At 48.3% G+C, this 17,342-nt stretch carries 18 protein-coding genes and 1 pseudogene; all 19 read right to left on the bottom strand.

Translation table 11 applies throughout. The annotated features are described in order from the left end of the window. Window positions 1–92 precede the first annotated feature (92 nt). Complete coding sequence (gene acnD, locus ACFPVS_RS11460; protein ID WP_123804841.1) at window positions 93–2,696, bottom strand: Fe/S-dependent 2-methylisocitrate dehydratase AcnD; 2,604 nt, start codon at window positions 2,694–2,696, stop codon at window positions 93–95. Window positions 2,697–2,827: 131 nt separating this feature from the next. After that, a complete protein-coding gene (locus tag ACFPVS_RS11455; protein WP_199721250.1) occupies window positions 2,828–3,037 on the bottom strand; it encodes a hypothetical protein in 210 nt (69 codons plus the stop codon). A gap of 6 nt (window positions 3,038–3,043) precedes the next feature. Further along, a complete protein-coding gene (locus tag ACFPVS_RS11450; protein ID WP_199721245.1) occupies window positions 3,044–3,595 on the bottom strand; it encodes a methyltransferase domain-containing protein in 552 nt (183 codons plus the stop codon). Window positions 3,596–3,635: 40 nt separating this feature from the next. Then, window positions 3,636–3,977, bottom strand: a complete 342-nt coding sequence (locus tag ACFPVS_RS11445; protein WP_096295728.1) for a 5-carboxymethyl-2-hydroxymuconate Delta-isomerase — start codon at window positions 3,975–3,977, stop codon at window positions 3,636–3,638. Between the two features lie 15 nt (window positions 3,978–3,992). Next, window positions 3,993–4,871 (bottom strand): EamA family transporter, encoded by an 879-nt coding sequence (locus ACFPVS_RS11440; RefSeq protein ID WP_096295729.1) that lies wholly within the window; start codon window positions 4,869–4,871, stop codon window positions 3,993–3,995. A 149-nt stretch (window positions 4,872–5,020) separates the two neighbouring features. Beyond that, window positions 5,021–6,169: a bifunctional 2-methylcitrate synthase/citrate synthase gene (prpC, locus tag ACFPVS_RS11435; RefSeq protein WP_096295730.1), complete on the bottom strand. Its 1,149-nt coding sequence runs from the start codon at window positions 6,167–6,169 to the stop codon at window positions 5,021–5,023. 108 nt (window positions 6,170–6,277) lie between these two features. Further along, complete coding sequence (prpB, locus tag ACFPVS_RS11430; RefSeq protein WP_198345389.1) at window positions 6,278–7,153, bottom strand: methylisocitrate lyase; 876 nt, start codon at window positions 7,151–7,153, stop codon at window positions 6,278–6,280. A 211-nt stretch (window positions 7,154–7,364) separates the two neighbouring features. Further along, window positions 7,365–7,499 carry a hypothetical protein gene (locus tag ACFPVS_RS11425; RefSeq protein ID WP_269768607.1) on the bottom strand — a complete coding sequence of 45 codons (135 nt, stop codon included), beginning with the start codon at window positions 7,497–7,499 and terminating at the stop codon, window positions 7,365–7,367. 570 nt (window positions 7,500–8,069) lie between these two features. Then, entirely contained in the window at window positions 8,070–9,383 is a 1,314-nt protein-coding gene (locus ACFPVS_RS11420; protein ID WP_096295732.1) for an NCS2 family permease, read from the bottom strand. A 383-nt stretch (window positions 9,384–9,766) separates the two neighbouring features. Further along, window positions 9,767–10,732: an IS110 family transposase gene (locus tag ACFPVS_RS11415; RefSeq protein WP_123804513.1), complete on the bottom strand. Its 966-nt coding sequence runs from the start codon at window positions 10,730–10,732 to the stop codon at window positions 9,767–9,769. A gap of 788 nt (window positions 10,733–11,520) precedes the next feature. Next, window positions 11,521–12,734, bottom strand: a pseudogene (locus tag ACFPVS_RS11410) (zonular occludens toxin domain-containing protein). Continuing rightward, window positions 12,734–13,030, bottom strand: coding sequence for a DUF2523 domain-containing protein (locus ACFPVS_RS11405; RefSeq protein WP_096295734.1), 297 nt, complete (start codon window positions 13,028–13,030; stop codon window positions 12,734–12,736). Before ACFPVS_RS11405 ends, ACFPVS_RS11410 begins: the two are co-directional and overlap by 1 nt. A 13-nt stretch (window positions 13,031–13,043) precedes the next feature. After that, the gene (locus ACFPVS_RS11400) at window positions 13,044–14,606 is read right to left on the bottom strand and encodes an IgG-binding virulence factor TspB family protein (protein WP_378595786.1); all 1,563 of its coding nucleotides are present in this window, start codon (window positions 14,604–14,606) and stop codon (window positions 13,044–13,046) included. After that, on the bottom strand, window positions 14,551–14,871 hold the full coding sequence (locus ACFPVS_RS11395) for a hypothetical protein (protein ID WP_096295737.1): 321 nt from the start codon (window positions 14,869–14,871) through the stop codon (window positions 14,551–14,553). The genes ACFPVS_RS11400 and ACFPVS_RS11395 overlap by 56 nt, the downstream gene beginning before the upstream one ends. Window positions 14,872–15,018: 147 nt before the next feature. Next, a complete protein-coding gene (locus ACFPVS_RS11390) occupies window positions 15,019–15,294 on the bottom strand; it encodes a hypothetical protein (protein ID WP_096295738.1) in 276 nt (91 codons plus the stop codon). 12 nt (window positions 15,295–15,306) lie between these two features. After that, window positions 15,307–15,525: a major capsid protein gene (locus tag ACFPVS_RS11385; RefSeq protein WP_096295739.1), complete on the bottom strand. Its 219-nt coding sequence runs from the start codon at window positions 15,523–15,525 to the stop codon at window positions 15,307–15,309. A gap of 83 nt (window positions 15,526–15,608) precedes the next feature. Then, a complete protein-coding gene (locus tag ACFPVS_RS11380) occupies window positions 15,609–15,806 on the bottom strand; it encodes a hypothetical protein (RefSeq protein ID WP_123811805.1) in 198 nt (65 codons plus the stop codon). A gap of 3 nt (window positions 15,807–15,809) precedes the next feature. Beyond that, entirely contained in the window at window positions 15,810–16,106 is a 297-nt protein-coding gene (locus ACFPVS_RS11375) for a hypothetical protein (RefSeq protein WP_096295740.1), read from the bottom strand. 52 nt (window positions 16,107–16,158) lie between these two features. After that, window positions 16,159–17,342 (bottom strand): replication initiation factor domain-containing protein (locus tag ACFPVS_RS11370; RefSeq protein WP_378595785.1); only part of this gene is annotated, 1,184 nt, incomplete at its 5' end.

The raw sequence follows: 17,342 nt of genomic DNA, 5'->3' as shown, positions 1-17,342 counted from the left end.
TTTTAATATTAGTATCAAAATAAAAACCCTTCAAGCAAACAGGAATATTTTTATTCAGACGGCCTTTTTATCAAAAGGCCGTCTGAATGTTTTTACGCTACCGCACCTTCCAAGAAATCTTGCGCGAAGCGTTGCAGCACGCCGCCGGCTTCGTAAATCAACACCTCTTCGGCGGTATCCAAGCGGCAGGTAACCGGCACTTCTACTTTTTCACCGTTTCGGCGGTGAATCACTAAGGTCAAATCGCAGCGCGGTTCGCGTGTGCCGATGACATCGTAGGTTTCGGTGCCGTCCAAGGCCAGCGTGTGGCGGTTGGTGCCTTCTTTGAATTGGAGCGGCAACACACCCATGCCGATCAGGTTGGTACGGTGGATACGCTCGAAACCTTCGGCAACAATCGCTTCCACACCGGCCAAACGCACGCCCTTGGCTGCCCAGTCGCGGCTTGAGCCTTGCCCGTAGTCGGCACCGGCGATAATAATCAGCGGCTGTTTTCGGTTCATATAGGTTTCAATCGCTTCCCACATGCGCATTACCTGGCCCTCCGGCTCCACGCGGGCGAGCGAACCTTGCTTGGTGGTGCCGTCTTCGTTTTTCACCATCTCGTTGAAGAGTTTAGGGTTGGCGAAGGTAGCGCGTTGGGCGGTCAAATGGTCGCCGCGGTGGGTGGCGTAAGAGTTGAAGTCTTCTTCCGGCAAACCCATTTTCGCCAAATATTCACCAGCCGCACTGGTCGGCAGAATCGCGTTTGACGGCGACAAGTGGTCGGTGGTGATGTTGTCAGGCAGAATCGCCAGCGGACGCATGCCTTTCAACGTACGCTCGCCTGCCAATGCACCTTCCCAATACGGTGGGCGGCGGATATAGGTCGACATCGGACGCCAGTCGTACAGCGGGCTAGGGGCACGCTCGGCAGCACCGGTATCGAACATCGGAATGTAAATATCGCGGAATTGCTGCGGCTTCACAAACCCGGCCACCACGGCATCAATTTCTTCGTCGCTCGGCCACAAGTCTTTCAGGCGGATTTTTTTGCCGTCTGCCACGCCCAATACGCCGTTTTCAATGTCGAAGCGAATCGAACCGGCAATCGCGTAGGCTACCACCAGCGGCGGAGAGGCTAAGAAAGCTTGTTTGGCATACGGGTGGATACGGCCGTCGAAGTTGCGGTTACCCGACAACACGGCGGTGGCATACAAATCGCGGTCGATGATTTCCTGTTGGATTTTCGGATCGAGCGCGCCTGACATGCCGTTACAGGTGGTACAGGCAAAACCGACTACGCCGAAACCCAAAGCTTCCATTTCCGGCAGCAAACCTGCTTCTTTCAGATACACTTCTGCCACTTTCGAGCCGGGCGCAAATGAGGTTTTTACCCATGGTTTGCGTTTCAAGCCCAAGCGGTTGGCGTTGCGTGCCAGCAAAGCAGCGGCCACCACGTTGCGTGGGTTGGACGTGTTGGTACATGAGGTAATCGCCGCAATAATCACCGCACCATCCGGCATTTTGCCATCGGTCGGTTCTTCGTAAGGGGTGGCAATGCCTTTGGCAGCCAAATCGGTGGTTGAGAAACGGGCGTGCGGATTCGACGGGCCGGCCATATTGCGGGTCACGGTCGACAAGTCAAGCTTCAACACACGCGGATATTCGGCGGTTTTCAGCGCTTCTGCCCACAAACCGGCGGTTTTGGCGTAGGTTTCCACCAATTTCACTTGTGCTTCGTCGCGGCCGGTCAGTTTCAGGTAATCAATGGTTTGCTGGTCGATGGCAAACATGGCGGCAGTCGCGCCGAATTCAGGGGTCATGTTGGAAATGGTGGCACGGTCGCCAATCGACAGGCTGTCGGCGCCTTCGCCGAAGAATTCGACAAATGCACCCACCACGCGTTCTTTGCGCAAGAATTCGGTCAAAGCCAACACGATGTCAGTAGCGGTAATGCCCGGCTGGCGTTTGCCGGTCAATTCTACGCCGACAATATCCGGCAAACGCATCATCGACGCGCGTCCCAACATCACAGTTTCCGCTTCCAAACCACCCACGCCTACGGAAATCACGCCCAGCGCATCCACATGCGGCGTATGCGAGTCGGTGCCGACACAGGTATCGGGGAAAGCCACGCCGTTTTTCACTTGGATAACGGGCGACATTTTTTCCAGATTGATTTGGTGCATGATGCCGTTGCCCGCCGGAATCACATTCACGTTTTCAAAGGCGGTTTTGGTCCAATTGATGAAATGAAAACGGTCTTCGTTGCGCCGGTCTTCGATTTCGCGGTTTTTGCGGAAAGCATCAGGGTCATATCCACCGCATTCCACCGCCAGCGAGTGATCGACGATCAACTGGGTTTGAACCACCGGATTCACTTTGGACGGATCGCCGCCTTTTTCGGCAACCGCATCGCGCAAACCTGCCAAATCTACCAAGGCGGTTTGACCCAAAATATCGTGGCACACCACGCGCGCCGGATACCATGGAAAGTCAATTTCCTGTTTATTGTCAATCAATTGACCAAGCCAGCTTTGCAGCGTGGCCAAATCCACCTTGTCGGCGCGGTTGACCAGGTTTTCTGCCAGAATGCGGCTGGTGTACGGCAGCTTGTCGTATGAGCCGGGGCGGATGTCTTCACACGCGGCACGTGCGTCGAAGTATTCCAGATTGGTATCAGGTAACGGTTTTTTATAGATTTGGTTAGACATGGTGATATCTCCAGTGATTTGTGTTTTTCTTCTGCTTGACTGCTTGGGGTTTCAGACGGCCTGCTTTAACTCCAAAGCCGTCTGAAAAAATAGTTTTATATGTCGGCAACCGCTTTCAGACGGCCTGCCCTTTATTTATACGCCACGATAAACATGCGCGGCAACGCCAGCAACACATTGCCATCATGTCGGCGCGGATAATGTCGGTTTAACTGCTCAATGTATGCCTGTATAAATTCGCCTTGTTGCGCTTGCTCCAAACACGCCAAATAAGGGCGTAATGCGGTGCTGGCAAACATATCGGCGATGGCGGCGGTATCCGGCAAAACGTGGTAATACACCGTGCGTCACACATCGACTTCGCAACCTTGTGCCGCCAGTAAATCATAATAACGATCCACATCCCACACCGGCGGACGGCTATCGGTGGCTTGGGTTAAATTTTTCCATTTGGGCAACGCGGCGGTGTCGCGCATAAGAAAGTGCGACGGCTCATCCAAATTATCCGGCATTTGCGCCGCCAACACACCGCCTTGATTTAACTGGCGAATCAGGTGCGGCAACAGCGTTTGCGGGGTATCCGACCATTGCAGCGACGCATTGGCAAACACAATATCTTGCTGCATTTGCGGCTGCCAGTCGTGAAAATCCTGCAAAACAAAACGGCAATCGGGTAACTTTTCCTGCGCGGCGGCAAGCATGGCAGGCGAACTGTCCACGGTAATTTCGGCTTGCGGCCATGCTTGGCGCAACAAAGCGGTGCTGCTGCCCGAACCGCAGCCCAAATCGGTTATCCGTTGCGCTTGAATGTCCGCAATCCGTGCCAACAATTCAGCTGGCGGGCGGTTGCGCTCTTTTTCAAAACGCTGATGGTGTTGCGGATTCCAATCTTTGCTCATGATGATTGCGCTTTAAGTTGGTTTCAGACGGCCTGTTTGATTAACGGTGGGTTTTGGTGTAGGTGGTGCGAACCATGCCGCACAAATCCACGCTGATCTGTATGCTCGGTGCTTGTGCGGTCAATTTTTGCACGGTTTCGGCCAAGGCGCGGCTCAATTCGGCTTGGGCGCTTTCGCTGCGCCCTTCCAGCAAACGTAAGGTCAGATGGGCAAAGGCTTGTTTGGTGCCGCCGACCAAATACTCTGCTTGCTCATAGCGGCACAGACGGATTTTCAAATCGTGTTCTTCAAACAAACCGCTGTTTAATAAGGTTTGGTGTAATTCAGGCAAGGCTTCTTGCGGCATTTCTACGCCGCCGTATTCAACGGTTAAATGAGGCATTTTGTTATCCTTTTTTTATTTGTTCAGACGGCCTAACCATTTGCTGCCGAACACATGAATCAGCAAACCGGCCATCACCACCACTATACCCGCCCAATGCCATGCGCCCAAGCGTTCGCCTAAGAAGATATAGCCGACCAGCAATGCAATCACCGGCACACACAGCGCAAACGGGGTAATCTTGCCTGCCGGATGACGCGAGAGCAAATCGCCCCACGCGGTGTAGCCGACCAAACTCGACACATAGGCCAAAAACAAAATGCTTGCTATGCCCCAGCCGCTGAGTGACAGCGTGTAAGAAACCAAACCATCGGCACCATACATCATCAAAGAAACGGCGGTAAATGCAACCAAAGCCGACCAACTGCCCCACACCACCAATGAGAGCGGGTTCACCTGCCCGATGTATTTCACCACGATGTTGCCGACCGCCCAAGAAGCCGCCGCGCCAACTACCACCAGTAAAGCCACCAACGGCATATTGCCTTGATATTGGCCGATGCCGATTAGCATCAGCCCCACCGCCGCAGCAAACATACCCAAAAGATGATGGCGCAACACCGGTTCACCCATCATCACACCGGCCACCAAGACGGTGAGAAACACCTGAAGCTGCACCAGCAAGGCGGCCAAGCCCGTCGGCATACCCAATTGCAACGCGGTAAACATCAGCCCGAACTGGCCGAAGCTGATGGCTATACCGTAAAGCGCGAGCCAATACCAAGCGATTTTCGGCGGTTTAATGAAAAATACTGCCGGGAAAATCACCAATAAAAACCGCAACAAACCCAGCACCATCGGCGGCACATCGACCAGGGCGGTTTTCATAAAGAAAAAATTAATGCCCCAAATGCCGACCACAGCAGCCATCAGCAGCGCGTCTTTTGTGTTCATGTGCCAATCTCTTGATGTTTTTATTATTATTTTAACTTATTCCGATCGATGTGTTCAGACGGCCTGTACACCTTTTAGGCCGTCTGAAAACCGATAGCCGATAAGCTGATTTCGCATTAAGGCACGAAAAGAGCTTATCGGCTTTTTGATTAACGCTCGTCCAACGGCACGAACGGAATATCGTCGGGACCGGTGTAGTTCGCGCTCGGGCGGATAATCTTGCCGTCTTTGCGCTGCTCAATGGCGTGTGCTGCCCAACCGGTGGTACGCGAAATCACAAACAACGGGGTGAACATCGCAGTAGGTACGCCCAGTTTTTGGTAAGACACGGCAGAGAACCAGTCCAGATTCGGGAACATTTTCTTCTCTTCCCACATCACGCTTTCCAAACGTTCGGCAATATCAAACAGGCGCATATCGCCGGCTTCTTTGCTCAGGTCGCGCGCGACTTCTTTGATGACGACGTTGCGCGGGTCGGACACGGTATACACGGGGTGGCCAAAGCCGATGACGATTTCTTTGCGGCCGATGCGTTCGCGGATGTCGGCTTCGGCTTCGTCGGCGTTGCGGTAGCGTTTCTGGATGTCGTAGGCGACTTCGTTCGCGCCTCCGTGTTTCGGGCCTTTCAAGGCACCGATAGCGCCGGTGATGCAAGAGTACAAATCAGAGCCGGTACCGGCAATCACGCGGCTGGTGAAGGTTGATGCGTTGAATTCGTGTTCTGCATACAAAATCAAAGAAACATGCATGGCTTTTACTTGCGAAGGAGTCGGGCGCTTGCCGTGCAATAGGTGCAGGAAGTGGCCGCCGACGGTTTCTTCTTCGCTCTCTACGCTGATGGCTTTGCCTTTGTGCGAGTAGTTGTACCAGTAAAGCAATACGCTGCCTAGGCAGGCCACCAGTTTGTCGGCAATGTCGCGCGCTTCGCTTTCCGGTTGGTTTTCACGCTCAGGGTGAACGCAGCCCAACATCGATACGCCTGTGCGCAATACGTCCATCGGGTGTGTGTGTGCCGGCAGGTTTTCCAGATTTTTAATCACGCGAATCGGCAGGCAGCGCAAAGATTGCAGTTTTTCTTTGTAGGCAGCCAATTCGTATTTGTTCGGCAGATGACCGTGAATCAGCAAGTGCGCCACTTCTTCAAATTCGCAATGCTCGGCCAAATCAAGAATGTCGTAACCGCGGTAGCTTAAGTCGTTACCGGTTTTACCGACGGTACACAGCGCGGTGTTGCCGGCCGCTACGCCCGATAGGGCTACGGATTTTTTAGGTTTGAAAGTTGGGGTCTCGGTTGTCATGATGTTTCTCCTATTGATTGCTTTTTTAATATGATTATTTTTCAGACGGCCTTTCCGCCGGGAACAGGCCGTCTGAAAATCCAACAACTTCTATTTCTACGGCTTTATTTATTTTTGAAACAATTGATCTAATTTCTGCTCGAAATCATGGTAGCCCAAGTGTTCGTACAATTCCGCACGGGTCTGCATGGTATCGACCACATTGGCTTGCGTGCCGTCGCGCATAATCGCCTCATACACATTCAATGCCGCTTTGCTGGCTGCGCGGAAGGTGGAGAGCGGATACAGCACCAGCTGCACGCCGTTTTCAGCCAATTCCTGCTGGGTGTAAAGCGGCGTTGAACCGAATTCGGTGATGTTGGCCAATATCGGCACTTTCACCGCATCAACAAATTGTCTGTACATGCCCAATTCGGTCATCGCTTCTGGGAAAATCATGTCGGCGCCGGCTTCCACACAGGCTTGCGCACGCTCAATAGCCGAATCCAAACCTTCTACCGCCAGCGCATCGGTACGCGCCATGATGACGAAGTTTTCATCCACACGCGCATCAACGGCGGCTTTAATGCGGTCAACCATCTCTTCTTTAGATACGATGGCTTTGTTCGGACGGTGACCGCAACGTTTTTGCGCCACTTGGTCTTCAATGTGTACCGCAGCCACACCGGCACGCTCGAAATTGCGGATGGTGCGCGCAATGTTGAATGCACCGCCCCAACCCACATCAATATCCACCAGCAGAGGCGTATCCACATTATCGGTAATGCGGCGCGCATCAATCAGCACGTCTTCCATGGTGGTGATACCCAAATCCGGGATACCGTTAGAGCAGGCAGCCACGCCGCCGCCGGACAGATAAATCGCTTTAAAGCCGCTGTGGGTGGCCAAACGGGCAAAATAAGCATTAACGCAGCCCACCACCGCCAACGGATTAGATTCTTGGACGGTTTGACGGAAACGCAGGCCAGCTGAAGCTTGGGTCATCATTCTTCTCCTCCTATCAATCACATCGTTGTCAAATCAAGCTTTGATTGACTAAAATCATTTTCAATAAACAGTTAACATCTGAGTTTAATCCAACCGCAGCAAACCCGGCTACTGCTTATTGAAAATTATTCAAGTTTTTTCAAGTTTTTTGGATTTTTAAAATCCCACAGACAGAAAGATACGGCGAGAGAATGAACCGATTTAACGTTTAACGCGTGACGGCTTTAACGGGCAACAAACCGAAAGCAGCGGCGGACAAAGAGAAGATTTCGTTGAAATGAAGAGGCGGCGGCAAAATCGCGCAGGAAATCATGGCGGGTTCCTTTGTATGATGTAGTTTCATGTAGTTTTTCTTTGATTTAAATCTAAGCCATAATTTTTTGTGTGTCAAATATTTTTTCAACCCACTTGATAACTTTTATCGATTAAAAATAAACAACTTAATTAGAAACAGTCTGAACACAAACCAAATTAACGCATAACTCATTGTATTTTATTATTTAAAATCATTTAATTTATATATAATCGAAAGCAACGATTTTTTCGACTGATTCCAACAAATAATCGGTTAGGTTGTCGAGCGATTTTAAATACGTATCCCCTTTCAGTTAAATTCTGTTAATAAATACTTGAAACCGGCAACTATTTTTCAGGCGGCCTATTTGACGGATTTTTACTCTAAATAGCATTTTACTTGAATTATTTTCATACAAAACCGTTTATTCAGTTGTTTATAACAATATAGCCGCTGAAAATAGAAAGTAAGACAAGGCGACAGCGACCGCCGTGTACACCGAGTACATAAGGTCGCGGCAACGCCGTATTATTTCTATTTTCAACGACTATAAAAACAGGCCGTCTGAAACATATTACTTTCAGACGGCCTGTTTGAAGCATTTTCCAGCAGCGTAAATCAGCCACCCATGTACCAGAATTTCAATGCCCACAATACGGCGACAATCCACACCATCGGCGGCACTTCTTTGGCACGGCCGCACAGTAATTTAATCACCGCATAGCTGATAAAGCCCACTGCGATACCGTCTGCAATAGAGTAAGTAAACGGCATGGATACAATGGTTAAAAAGGCCGGGGCGGCTTCGGTAATGTCGTCCCAATCGATTTCGGTGGCGCTGCGCAACATCTGCGTGCCGACGTATAGCAAAGCCGGTGCGGTGGCAAAGGCCGGAACGCTTTGCGCCAACGGTGAGAACACCAAACATGCCAGCATCAGCAAGCCGACCACGACGGCAGTCAAACCCGTGCGGCCACCCGCTGCCACGCCCGATGCACTTTCGATATAAGGCGTGGTTGACGACGTACCCAAAGCGGCACCGGCCACAATCGCGGTTGAATCAGCCAGCAAAGCGCGTTTCAGGCGCGGCAGTTTGCCGTCTGCCAACAAGCCCGCACGGTGCGACACGCCGACCAAAGTGCCGGTGCTGTCGAACAAGTCCACTAAGAAAAACACAAAAATCACGCTGATCATGCTGACGGTGAACAAACCTTCAAAATCCATCTGCATAAAAGTAGGCGCAATGCTCGGCACACTGCCGACCACCCCTTTGAATTCGCTCAAGCCCATCAGACTGGACAACACGGTAATGCCCAAAATGGTGATGATAATCGCACCTTTAATGCGGAAGTGGCTCAACACGCACACCGCCGCAAAACCACCCAACGCCAGCAATACCGACGGCTGGTGAATATCGCCCATGCCGACCAGAGTGGCCGGATTGTCCACAATCACGCCCGCGCCTTTTAGCGCAATCAAGGCCAAAAACAGGCCGATACCGGATGCAATCGACATTTTCAAGCCCATCGGTAACGCGTTCACCAGCATTTCGCGCACTTTAAACAGGCTGAAGAAGATAAAAATCAAACCCGACATAAACACCGCACCCAAAGCCACCTGCCAAGGCACACCCATACCTTTTACCACGGCAAAAGTGAAATAAGCATTCAAGCCCATGCCCGGAGCCAGCGCAATCGGATAATTGCCGACAAAACCCATCACAAAACAACCGATGGCCGCAGCGATACAGGTGGCGACGAATACCGCGCCGACATCCATGCCCGCTTCGCCCAAAATCAAAGGATTAACGATGATGATGTAACACATGGTCAGGAAGGTGGTTAAACCCGCCATCGCTTCCGTGCGCACATTGGTGCCGTTTTCGCGCAATTTGAAAATGCACTCAAACATATTGTTATCTGAAGTATTCATGTTTATCTTTATCAAGAAAAGTTAGGGAAAAATTTGGGCGCTATTATACTGAAATTCCTAGCACTTCGGTCAATTAAATCGGCTCGGGCCGAGACCTTTGCAAAACCCCGGATTTGAGTACAGTTCGAAGTGAGGGCAGCACAGAAAGCGCAGACATATCATCAAGACAGGCAAGCTTTCGGGCAGCGTATAACGAAGAAATGTGCCAAAGATGGGGATTTTGCAAAGATACTACTATGAACGACAAGATGATATTTTCATTATTTTTGCAAGTTACTGATTTCACATAACATTTAAATGTTAAATTTTTGCAAAGCGAACGCGGCTTAAGCTGTTTTTGCTTGACATTCGGACAAAGACAGCTTTGTTATTTTCTGCAAATGTCAGGCAGATTTGTAGCGTCCAGGATTGTAAGTTCCGCTTTTGCGGTAGATATTAAAGGCGATAACTATCAGCTTGCGCATGAGCGCACCGAGTATCAGCATTTTGGGTTTGTTTTTGGCTTCTAGGCGTTTGACGAAATCGGGGAAGTAGTTCCGATTGAGTGCAACCATTGCGGGCATGAACAGGGCGGCTTTTAGTCGTCTGTTTCCGTAGCGTGTCATGCTTGAACGGCCTTTGACGCTGGTTCCTGATTCTTTCTTTTGGGGATTCAATCCGGCAAAGGCTGTAAATTGGTTGGCTGTTTTGAAATCGCCGCTAAGCAGATAGTTTGTGAGTATGGCCGCGGTGAGCTTGCCGATGGCGGGGATGGTTTGAAGGCTGTCTGAAACGGTTTTTAAATTTGAATCGTCTTTGACGATGGTTTGAATTTCTGCTTCTACAAGCCGGATGTGTTTATCCAGCTCTTCAATTTGGGTTTGATGCATTTGGCGTACAAATTCGTCTTTGGCTACTTTCTGCCGATTGATTTGTGCCGTCTTTTCGGCTTTCAGTTGTTCATACAGTGTCAATACGCGTTTCAGGCGGTAATGGGCATGGCTGATTTTTTGCCGTGCGGGTAAATCTTTACTCATGGCGGTATGGCAGTATTCGGCTATGAGTTTGGCATCTTGTCTGTCTGTTTTTGTGCGGTGGAAACGGCTTTTACCGTATTCGCTGATTTTGTAAGGGTTGATAACGGACACTGTGTAGAACTGGCCGATGTAGTCGGCCACGTCTTCAAAGTAGTTTCCTGTGGCTTCCATGCAGATATGCAGGTCTTCACTATGGAATGCGTCCAGCCATTTTTTAAACTTTTCGAAGCCGTCGGCATTGTTTTCAAATGCGGTTTGCTTCGTGTGGCCGTTGACTATGGCCGCTGCGTCAAATGTCTTTTGTGAAATATCCAAGCCTACGGCGTTTCTCATAATTTCCCTTACTATGCAGATTCACACTTGCGTGTGTTCTTTGATACTACCCAATTTTCAGACAACAAAAAACGTCCGCTTAATCTTTGCAACAGCCTTTTGGCTTTGGTCTCTTCAAGCTGGACGTTTTGCGGTTCGGGCAGCTAATCCGAACCGCGTAGGAATTTTAACGGTATCGGGTTTTTATTGCAATCTTGAATATGTAGGTTTATTTATAAGTTTCAGAAGCGACCCGTTCCGGCGCAGAATTTTTAATGTCGGTCTTGCTTCGCTTGGACGTGGTTTTGCGATTTAAAAACAGCCCATACCCAAAAGATAGGGGGTATTCATAAAGATTCGGCAAAAATCACTCCGAATCTTTACAAACCTTCCCCCTATCTTTTGGGTATGGGCTGTTTTTGGCCAATCGCACCCCGACCAAGCGAAGCAAGACTGACATATAAAAAAACGCCTACACTGGCAGTTCAGCCCCTCCCGGCTCCACAATCCTGAGCAGGGCGGATAGATTAACGAAACATGAAAGGATTTTGAGATGACTTAGATTTGACAATTGACAAGCCGAGCGGTGGGGACAAAGCAAAAATCCCCAAGCGCGAACTAGGGGATTTTGCTGTTCCTGCCAGTTTTAAACAAACCTACAGGAACTTAAAAATGCAGATAACCTTTCGATTCGGGAAACTGCTTTTGACTGTATCGGTTGATACACGCGCTATATTAGCGTTAATCATGCTGTTTAGTCAATAACCCACGATAATAAGGCCGTCTGAAGTTTCAGACGGCCTTTCGGTTTAAGAACCGCCAACCACACCACCACGCTGCTGGAACTGTTTGCCGGCTTCTACATAACCGTCATACATGAGGTTTGGCGGGCTTTCGCCTGTCAAAGCATAAATACGCGATTCTTGTCTATATTCTAGGCCATCAAGGGCTTTGTTTATGGTTTCGGGGCTGTCAAGCTGCCTAGGGGCTTTGTACGGGTTATAAATGCCGTTTTGAACGAAGTCAATACATTGGTCTTTACCAAAACCGTGAATAGGTGTGCCTTGGTCTGTATAACAGGTGCATTTGTCTGAATTCCTCACACAAGCAACCGGATAGGGCATGCTTTGGACGACTTTATTTAAATTGTCATACAAAGGGGCGGTATGCGGCATTCCCTGTATACGCGGCTCATAGTCTTCTTGGCTCAAGTGCGGTTTTTCAGGAACTGATGAAGCTGCCAATTCAGGCGCATATTTATCGACAGGATTTGTATTTTCAGGAACTTGGTTTTTTTCGGGTTGATTGACTGTTTCCGTTGATACAATCTGCGTTTCCTGTTGCCCTGTGCCTTTTTGATAAATCTGATAGACGTTAAAACCTTTCCAAGCCATGAAAGCAAAAATTCCGACCAATGCCCAAACCGCGACAGGTACTTTTTTCTTAAACTTTTGATGCTGGCTGGATGATTTATAATATTTAAACGCTTCTTTCGGCGGTTTCCAGCTTGAGGATTCAACGCCTGTAACGGCAGCGGGATTATCCAAAGCGGTAACGCATTTGTACCAAGAATACTGTTTCATGCCCACGGCTTTGCGTTCAAGGTGGGTGTGTTTTGATACGAGATTTCTTACAAATACGTCAAGCTGGCTAGGGTGTTGGGTCATCAAGATAACGGTATGGCCATGATGGCGCAGTTCGGTTAACTCTTGGATATAGGGCGGCACAGAGCGGCCTGAAGCGCGAACAGGATAGGTGTAGTGTGCTTCGTCAACAATCAGCACCGCGCCTTGCGGAATAATATCCCGCAATGGTGCGGACATGATTTCTTCTTCTGTCAGTTCATGCGCGTTGAATTTGCGTTTATCCAAACCGTCGATATGGCAGAAGTAGAGTGGACGGTCTACTTCGGTGCCGTCTTCCAGTTTCATTTTGAACAAGCCGTCTTCGTTGTTCAGAATCATGGCAACGACGCGCGAAGTTTTGCCTGTGTGCCCATGTTGCCTGTAAACAAATAAATCATCAGTTACCACCTGGAAAAACAAAAGTGAGTTTGTTCAATGCAGCCATGCCGACATAGAAAGAGAATGCACCAAAAAGATAGCCTAAGCCTTGCCCGAATCCGCCGATAAGCAGCAGATTCAGAATATCGTCAGGCATGGAACTGATGGCATTTAGGGTATATTGCTTAAATTGGTCTAAGGCAATGATGTAACCGCCATAGCTTACAAAGGTTAAACCGGTGGCGATGATAATGCGCACAATCAGAAGTTTTAAAAGAATTCCAAATAATGGAATCAATCCGGCTAATGCTGGCATGATTTCCCCTTTCTTACTTTCTTAAAGAGCCGAAAACGATAAAGGCCGACATGATTGTGAATGCGAGCAATACCGCAAAGCGGACTTGCCTCATTAATTCGCAGAGCGGTTCGTAACTCAATTGGACGGGACGACCTGCAACATGAAATGTTTTAGGTTTGGGACAAACGCCGTTAGGAGGCAGAAAGTTATCAGGCGACCATGTTTTTTCGTCTGTGACATGCGGTATTTTTATGTCGTCAAACATACCTTCTTGCGGTTTGCCCATTTTGTCGCAAGCGAGAATATCGGGAAAAATCTGACAAAGTAAGCCTTGCGGTTCGGCATCTTTGCCGTCTTTGCCATCTTTACCGTCAACGCCGTCTTTACCGTCTTTGCCAAGTTGGCCACCTGTACCTGTTCCTGTGCCTGTACCTGTTCCTGTGCCTGTACCTGTTCCTGTACCTGTGCCTGTACCTGTGCCTGTACCTGTGCCTGTACCTGTGCCTGCGCCTGTACCTGTGCCTGTACCTGTTCCTGTACCTGTACCTGTTCCTGTACCTGTTCCTGTTCCTGTTCCTGTACCTGTACCTGTTCCTGTGCCTGTTCCTGTAATGTTTACGGTAACATTTGTTTTGCCGTCTTTGTCACGGCCAAAGCTAATGACAACAGGGCCGTCTTTAGTTTCAATGGTTACTGTCGTAGGGCTTACGCTTAATTCTTCTTTGTAATCCGGACGTCCTGAACCTTCTACAAATGGGGTTGGACGGCTGTCAATTGAGCCTGTGGCGAGTTTCAAAAATTCTTCTTGCGTTAAAGTTTCAGAAATCTGAAACTCTTTTAAAGTAAAAACATAAGGAGACCTTAACCTATCCTTAGAACTGTAAACATAACAATTAGCCCCCTGATGACTAGTATTACAAGACTGGAAAGAATGGTCTTTAAGTCTATAATCTGGATCTTGTTTCTTTTGTGCAAAGTCTTTTTGAGCAGCTTTTTCAACAAGCATATCAACGTAAGTTACGGCATCTTTTTGAGATTGTGTACCTGATTTTCTTAAGGCTGAAATAACAGATGAGTCTAAACCCACGCATAAATTTTCAGGTGTGCAATAGGCGCCATCGTAATATTTTTCAAATTCGTCAGATACTTCGTTATATTTATAACCGGCTGATTCGATGTCGCCTTTGACGACATCATAGGCTTGCTTTAAAAGCAATGCGTTACCGAAGAGAGGAAAAGCCCGGGTAGCTATACGGGCACCGCCCTTAGCAATGCTGAATGCGCTATTTAAGACGGTTTGGCGGGAGACAGAGGCGGTTAGTTTGGCGGGTACTTTTGACGTGGAACGATCGCCTGTCGGAGCGTAGCGAACTGGCATAGATTCGGTTACTGAATCATGATAAAAAAGATTACCACCAGCACCACCGTCTAAAAATCGCCAAGTTCTAATTCCGTTTGACCGAGTTTTCTCTAAAACTCTTAATCTGCCATCTTTATCTTGGACAATAATTTCTTCCGCCAATACATTAGTAGAAAAACTAAACCCTAATAGAATAACGGCTATAGTAAAAAGCTGTCGAAATTTCAGAATCATAGTGTTCTTCACATTCAAATCCGTTACTTAAAAATTTGAATTTCAGAAGAGAACCATCTTCAAAAAAAACAACCATATCATCTAGATAGGTTCTATTTAAATAAAATTGTGCAGACTTTTTAACAATTGAAGTGAAGTCATCAATTGGATAAGTTTCATTCAATTTAGATAATTCATTCATGAAAACATGGCACAATTTTTCATTTAAATATTCAGGATTAGTATCCTTTTTGAATTTCAGTTCTTCTTCAGAAATATAAAACATCTCAAACCCCACTTTCTAACGTTGGTTACTGTTTTGTTGTCGAAAGTGTGAATTTAGCATGTTTTCATAATCGGCGGTATCAGTCTTTGAACAGTACAAAGGCCATTACAACCGGAACGGCCAGGCCGAGAAAGAAATAGTAGTCCATCATGTGAAAAGCCTTTTTGTGATGGATACAAAATAAACAGCAGCCATGACACCGAATAAAATCCAGCCTGTTTCAAGACCGCTTTTCAGATTGTCGGCCAGGCTGCATTGCGGTAATGCTGCTTTGAGTGTTTGGCCGTTGAGTGTCCATGCAGAGCCGTTATATTGTGGCTGTAGGATTTGCCCGTCTTGGGTTATTTGAGGTACTACCAAGCTAAAATAGACGTTTTCAGCTTGGTTTTGCTCAAGACATTTATTTCCAACTTGGTAGTACATTTTGATTACCTGTTAGCGAAGCAAGCGTTTAACGATGGCAATCACGAACAAAGCAGCGAATACGCCGACCACTAACCAACCTGCTTCGAGACCGTCAGCTTTAGCGGCTTCAATACCTGCTTTTGCTCCATCAGGCAGAGCAGCATAAGCGGAAGTGGCCAGAGCCAAAGGGGCAGAGGCAACAACCGCCAATTTTGAGCCGTATTTACGGCAGGTGTTCATCATTTGCATGATATTTTTCCTTTAATGAGTTAAAAAATTAAACTGGAGTAGGTGCTTTTCGATGATTCAGACCGCACCTGTAGTCTGAATTTTTAAAATTCGGATAAAAATCCAAAGACAATGAAGTTATCCCCGATTTCTTCTAAAGCGGTTTCTACCGCTTCGTTTCGGTCGTAGAAATATCCGGCTTCGTTGACAAACGGCGTATGACCCACATCACCCGTATCAGACGGATAAAGGAAGTCGCCCGTTTCCCGTGACTGAACAATGTAAACGCGGGTAATCGTCATGGTTTAGCCTTTGTTTGGAGTTTTGGACTGAAAGCCTAAGATTTTCAGTTTCTGGCTTTTGCCGTTGGTTACGAGTTCAACGTTCAAAACTGCTTCAAACGGAAATGTCAGGCTTTTGAATTGTTCGAAGTTAATAGAGCCGCCGTAATCGTATTCGGTGGCGGAACTGCCTAAAGCGTTGCCTTGGCTGCTGTCCAGCGGTGTGGCCACGATAACGCGGCAGTAGTCGAAGGTTTTACCGTCGATTTGGCCGTTAAAGCGTTTTGCGCCCATTATTTGGCCTTGAATTTGCATTTGCATGATGGTTTCCTTATTCAATACGCTACACTTTCAGGCGGCAGCGTTTTGCCTTTTAAAATCTGTATGCGTATTGGTCATACATCAGATTCAGATAATCTTGTTCGTGCTTGGCTTCAATCAGCTTGGTCATTTTGCGTTTTTGCTCAATGGCCATTTCAAGCAGCATTTGGGCGGATTCGCCGAGCCACACACTGCCTTCTGGCTTATCGTGTATGGCCGGTGCGTGGTTTTCGGTACATGTAAAAACTTCGGGATTTAAGCGTTTGGGCAGCAAATCATGGTCGGCTTCGAACATAGCCAAAATTTCCGAACGGTCTTTATGCGGAAACATGGATTTGGCGGCATTGATGGCGCGGCCAACTTGGTTTTTAGCCACTTCGATACAGCGTTCAAAAGTCAATTCAAGATTCTTTTCAACGGCTTCAATGCGCCTTGCTTTTTCCTGAAATTGGGCGCAAATCGGGTATGCGCCTCCGAAGTATTCGCCCGGAACGGTTAATACTTCAAACGGAATCACAATGTCTTTCGCTTTGAATTCGATTTCAAAACGTACCCATTGGCTTGCTTTATCGCCTAACTGTTTGCCTTTTTCGTAAACGCGGACATATTTGGATGATTCACGGGAGCCTACATAGTAGGTTTTTCCTTTGCCGTTATTGGATTCCCAATCCGTGCCGACCGATTCCCCGTCGGGCATCATATGGTGGTTGGTGAACTTACCCGCGAGACGGTCGGCTTTGGCCTGTTCGGGTGTGTATTCGCCTTGGAAAAAGTCTTTGGCGATGTCGATACGGGTAATTTTTGGGCGGACTGCCTGCGTAATGAACTGGTACAGACGTGATTCCCAGCCGTCTAAAGCGGCATTGCAGCCCGTGGCGGTAATCTCAATCAGCATAGTATTGTTTTGACCGCCGAAATGGACGCGGCCATATTGGGCATTATCGGTACCCATCAACCAACACGAATCATAAAAACGGCCACCCGAATGCTTGGCTTTTTCGGAAATACCGAAACCGAAAACATCGGTCAGAATCATGGACGCGCGAATGATGTATTCATCATCGGCAACCAACGGATAACCGGCGAGCAGGGAAAAGGTGTCTTCGTGAACGGAAAAGCTGATTTGGTCGATGAATGCAGAATTGGCTTTGCCGCGACGCAAAGGAACTTCAATCAGACGGCCTTTCGAATCGGTCAGGAAGGTGGTGTATTTTTCAAAGGTTTCCTGTTCGGTAC

Origin of the sequence: Neisseria weixii, from assembly GCF_042658245.1 — a bacterium.
In the GTDB taxonomy this organism is placed as follows: Bacteria; Pseudomonadota; Gammaproteobacteria; order Burkholderiales; family Neisseriaceae; genus Neisseria; species Neisseria weixii.
The sequence above is the reverse complement of the archived record's forward strand: the minus strand, read 5'-3'. Positions and strand labels throughout refer to the sequence as shown.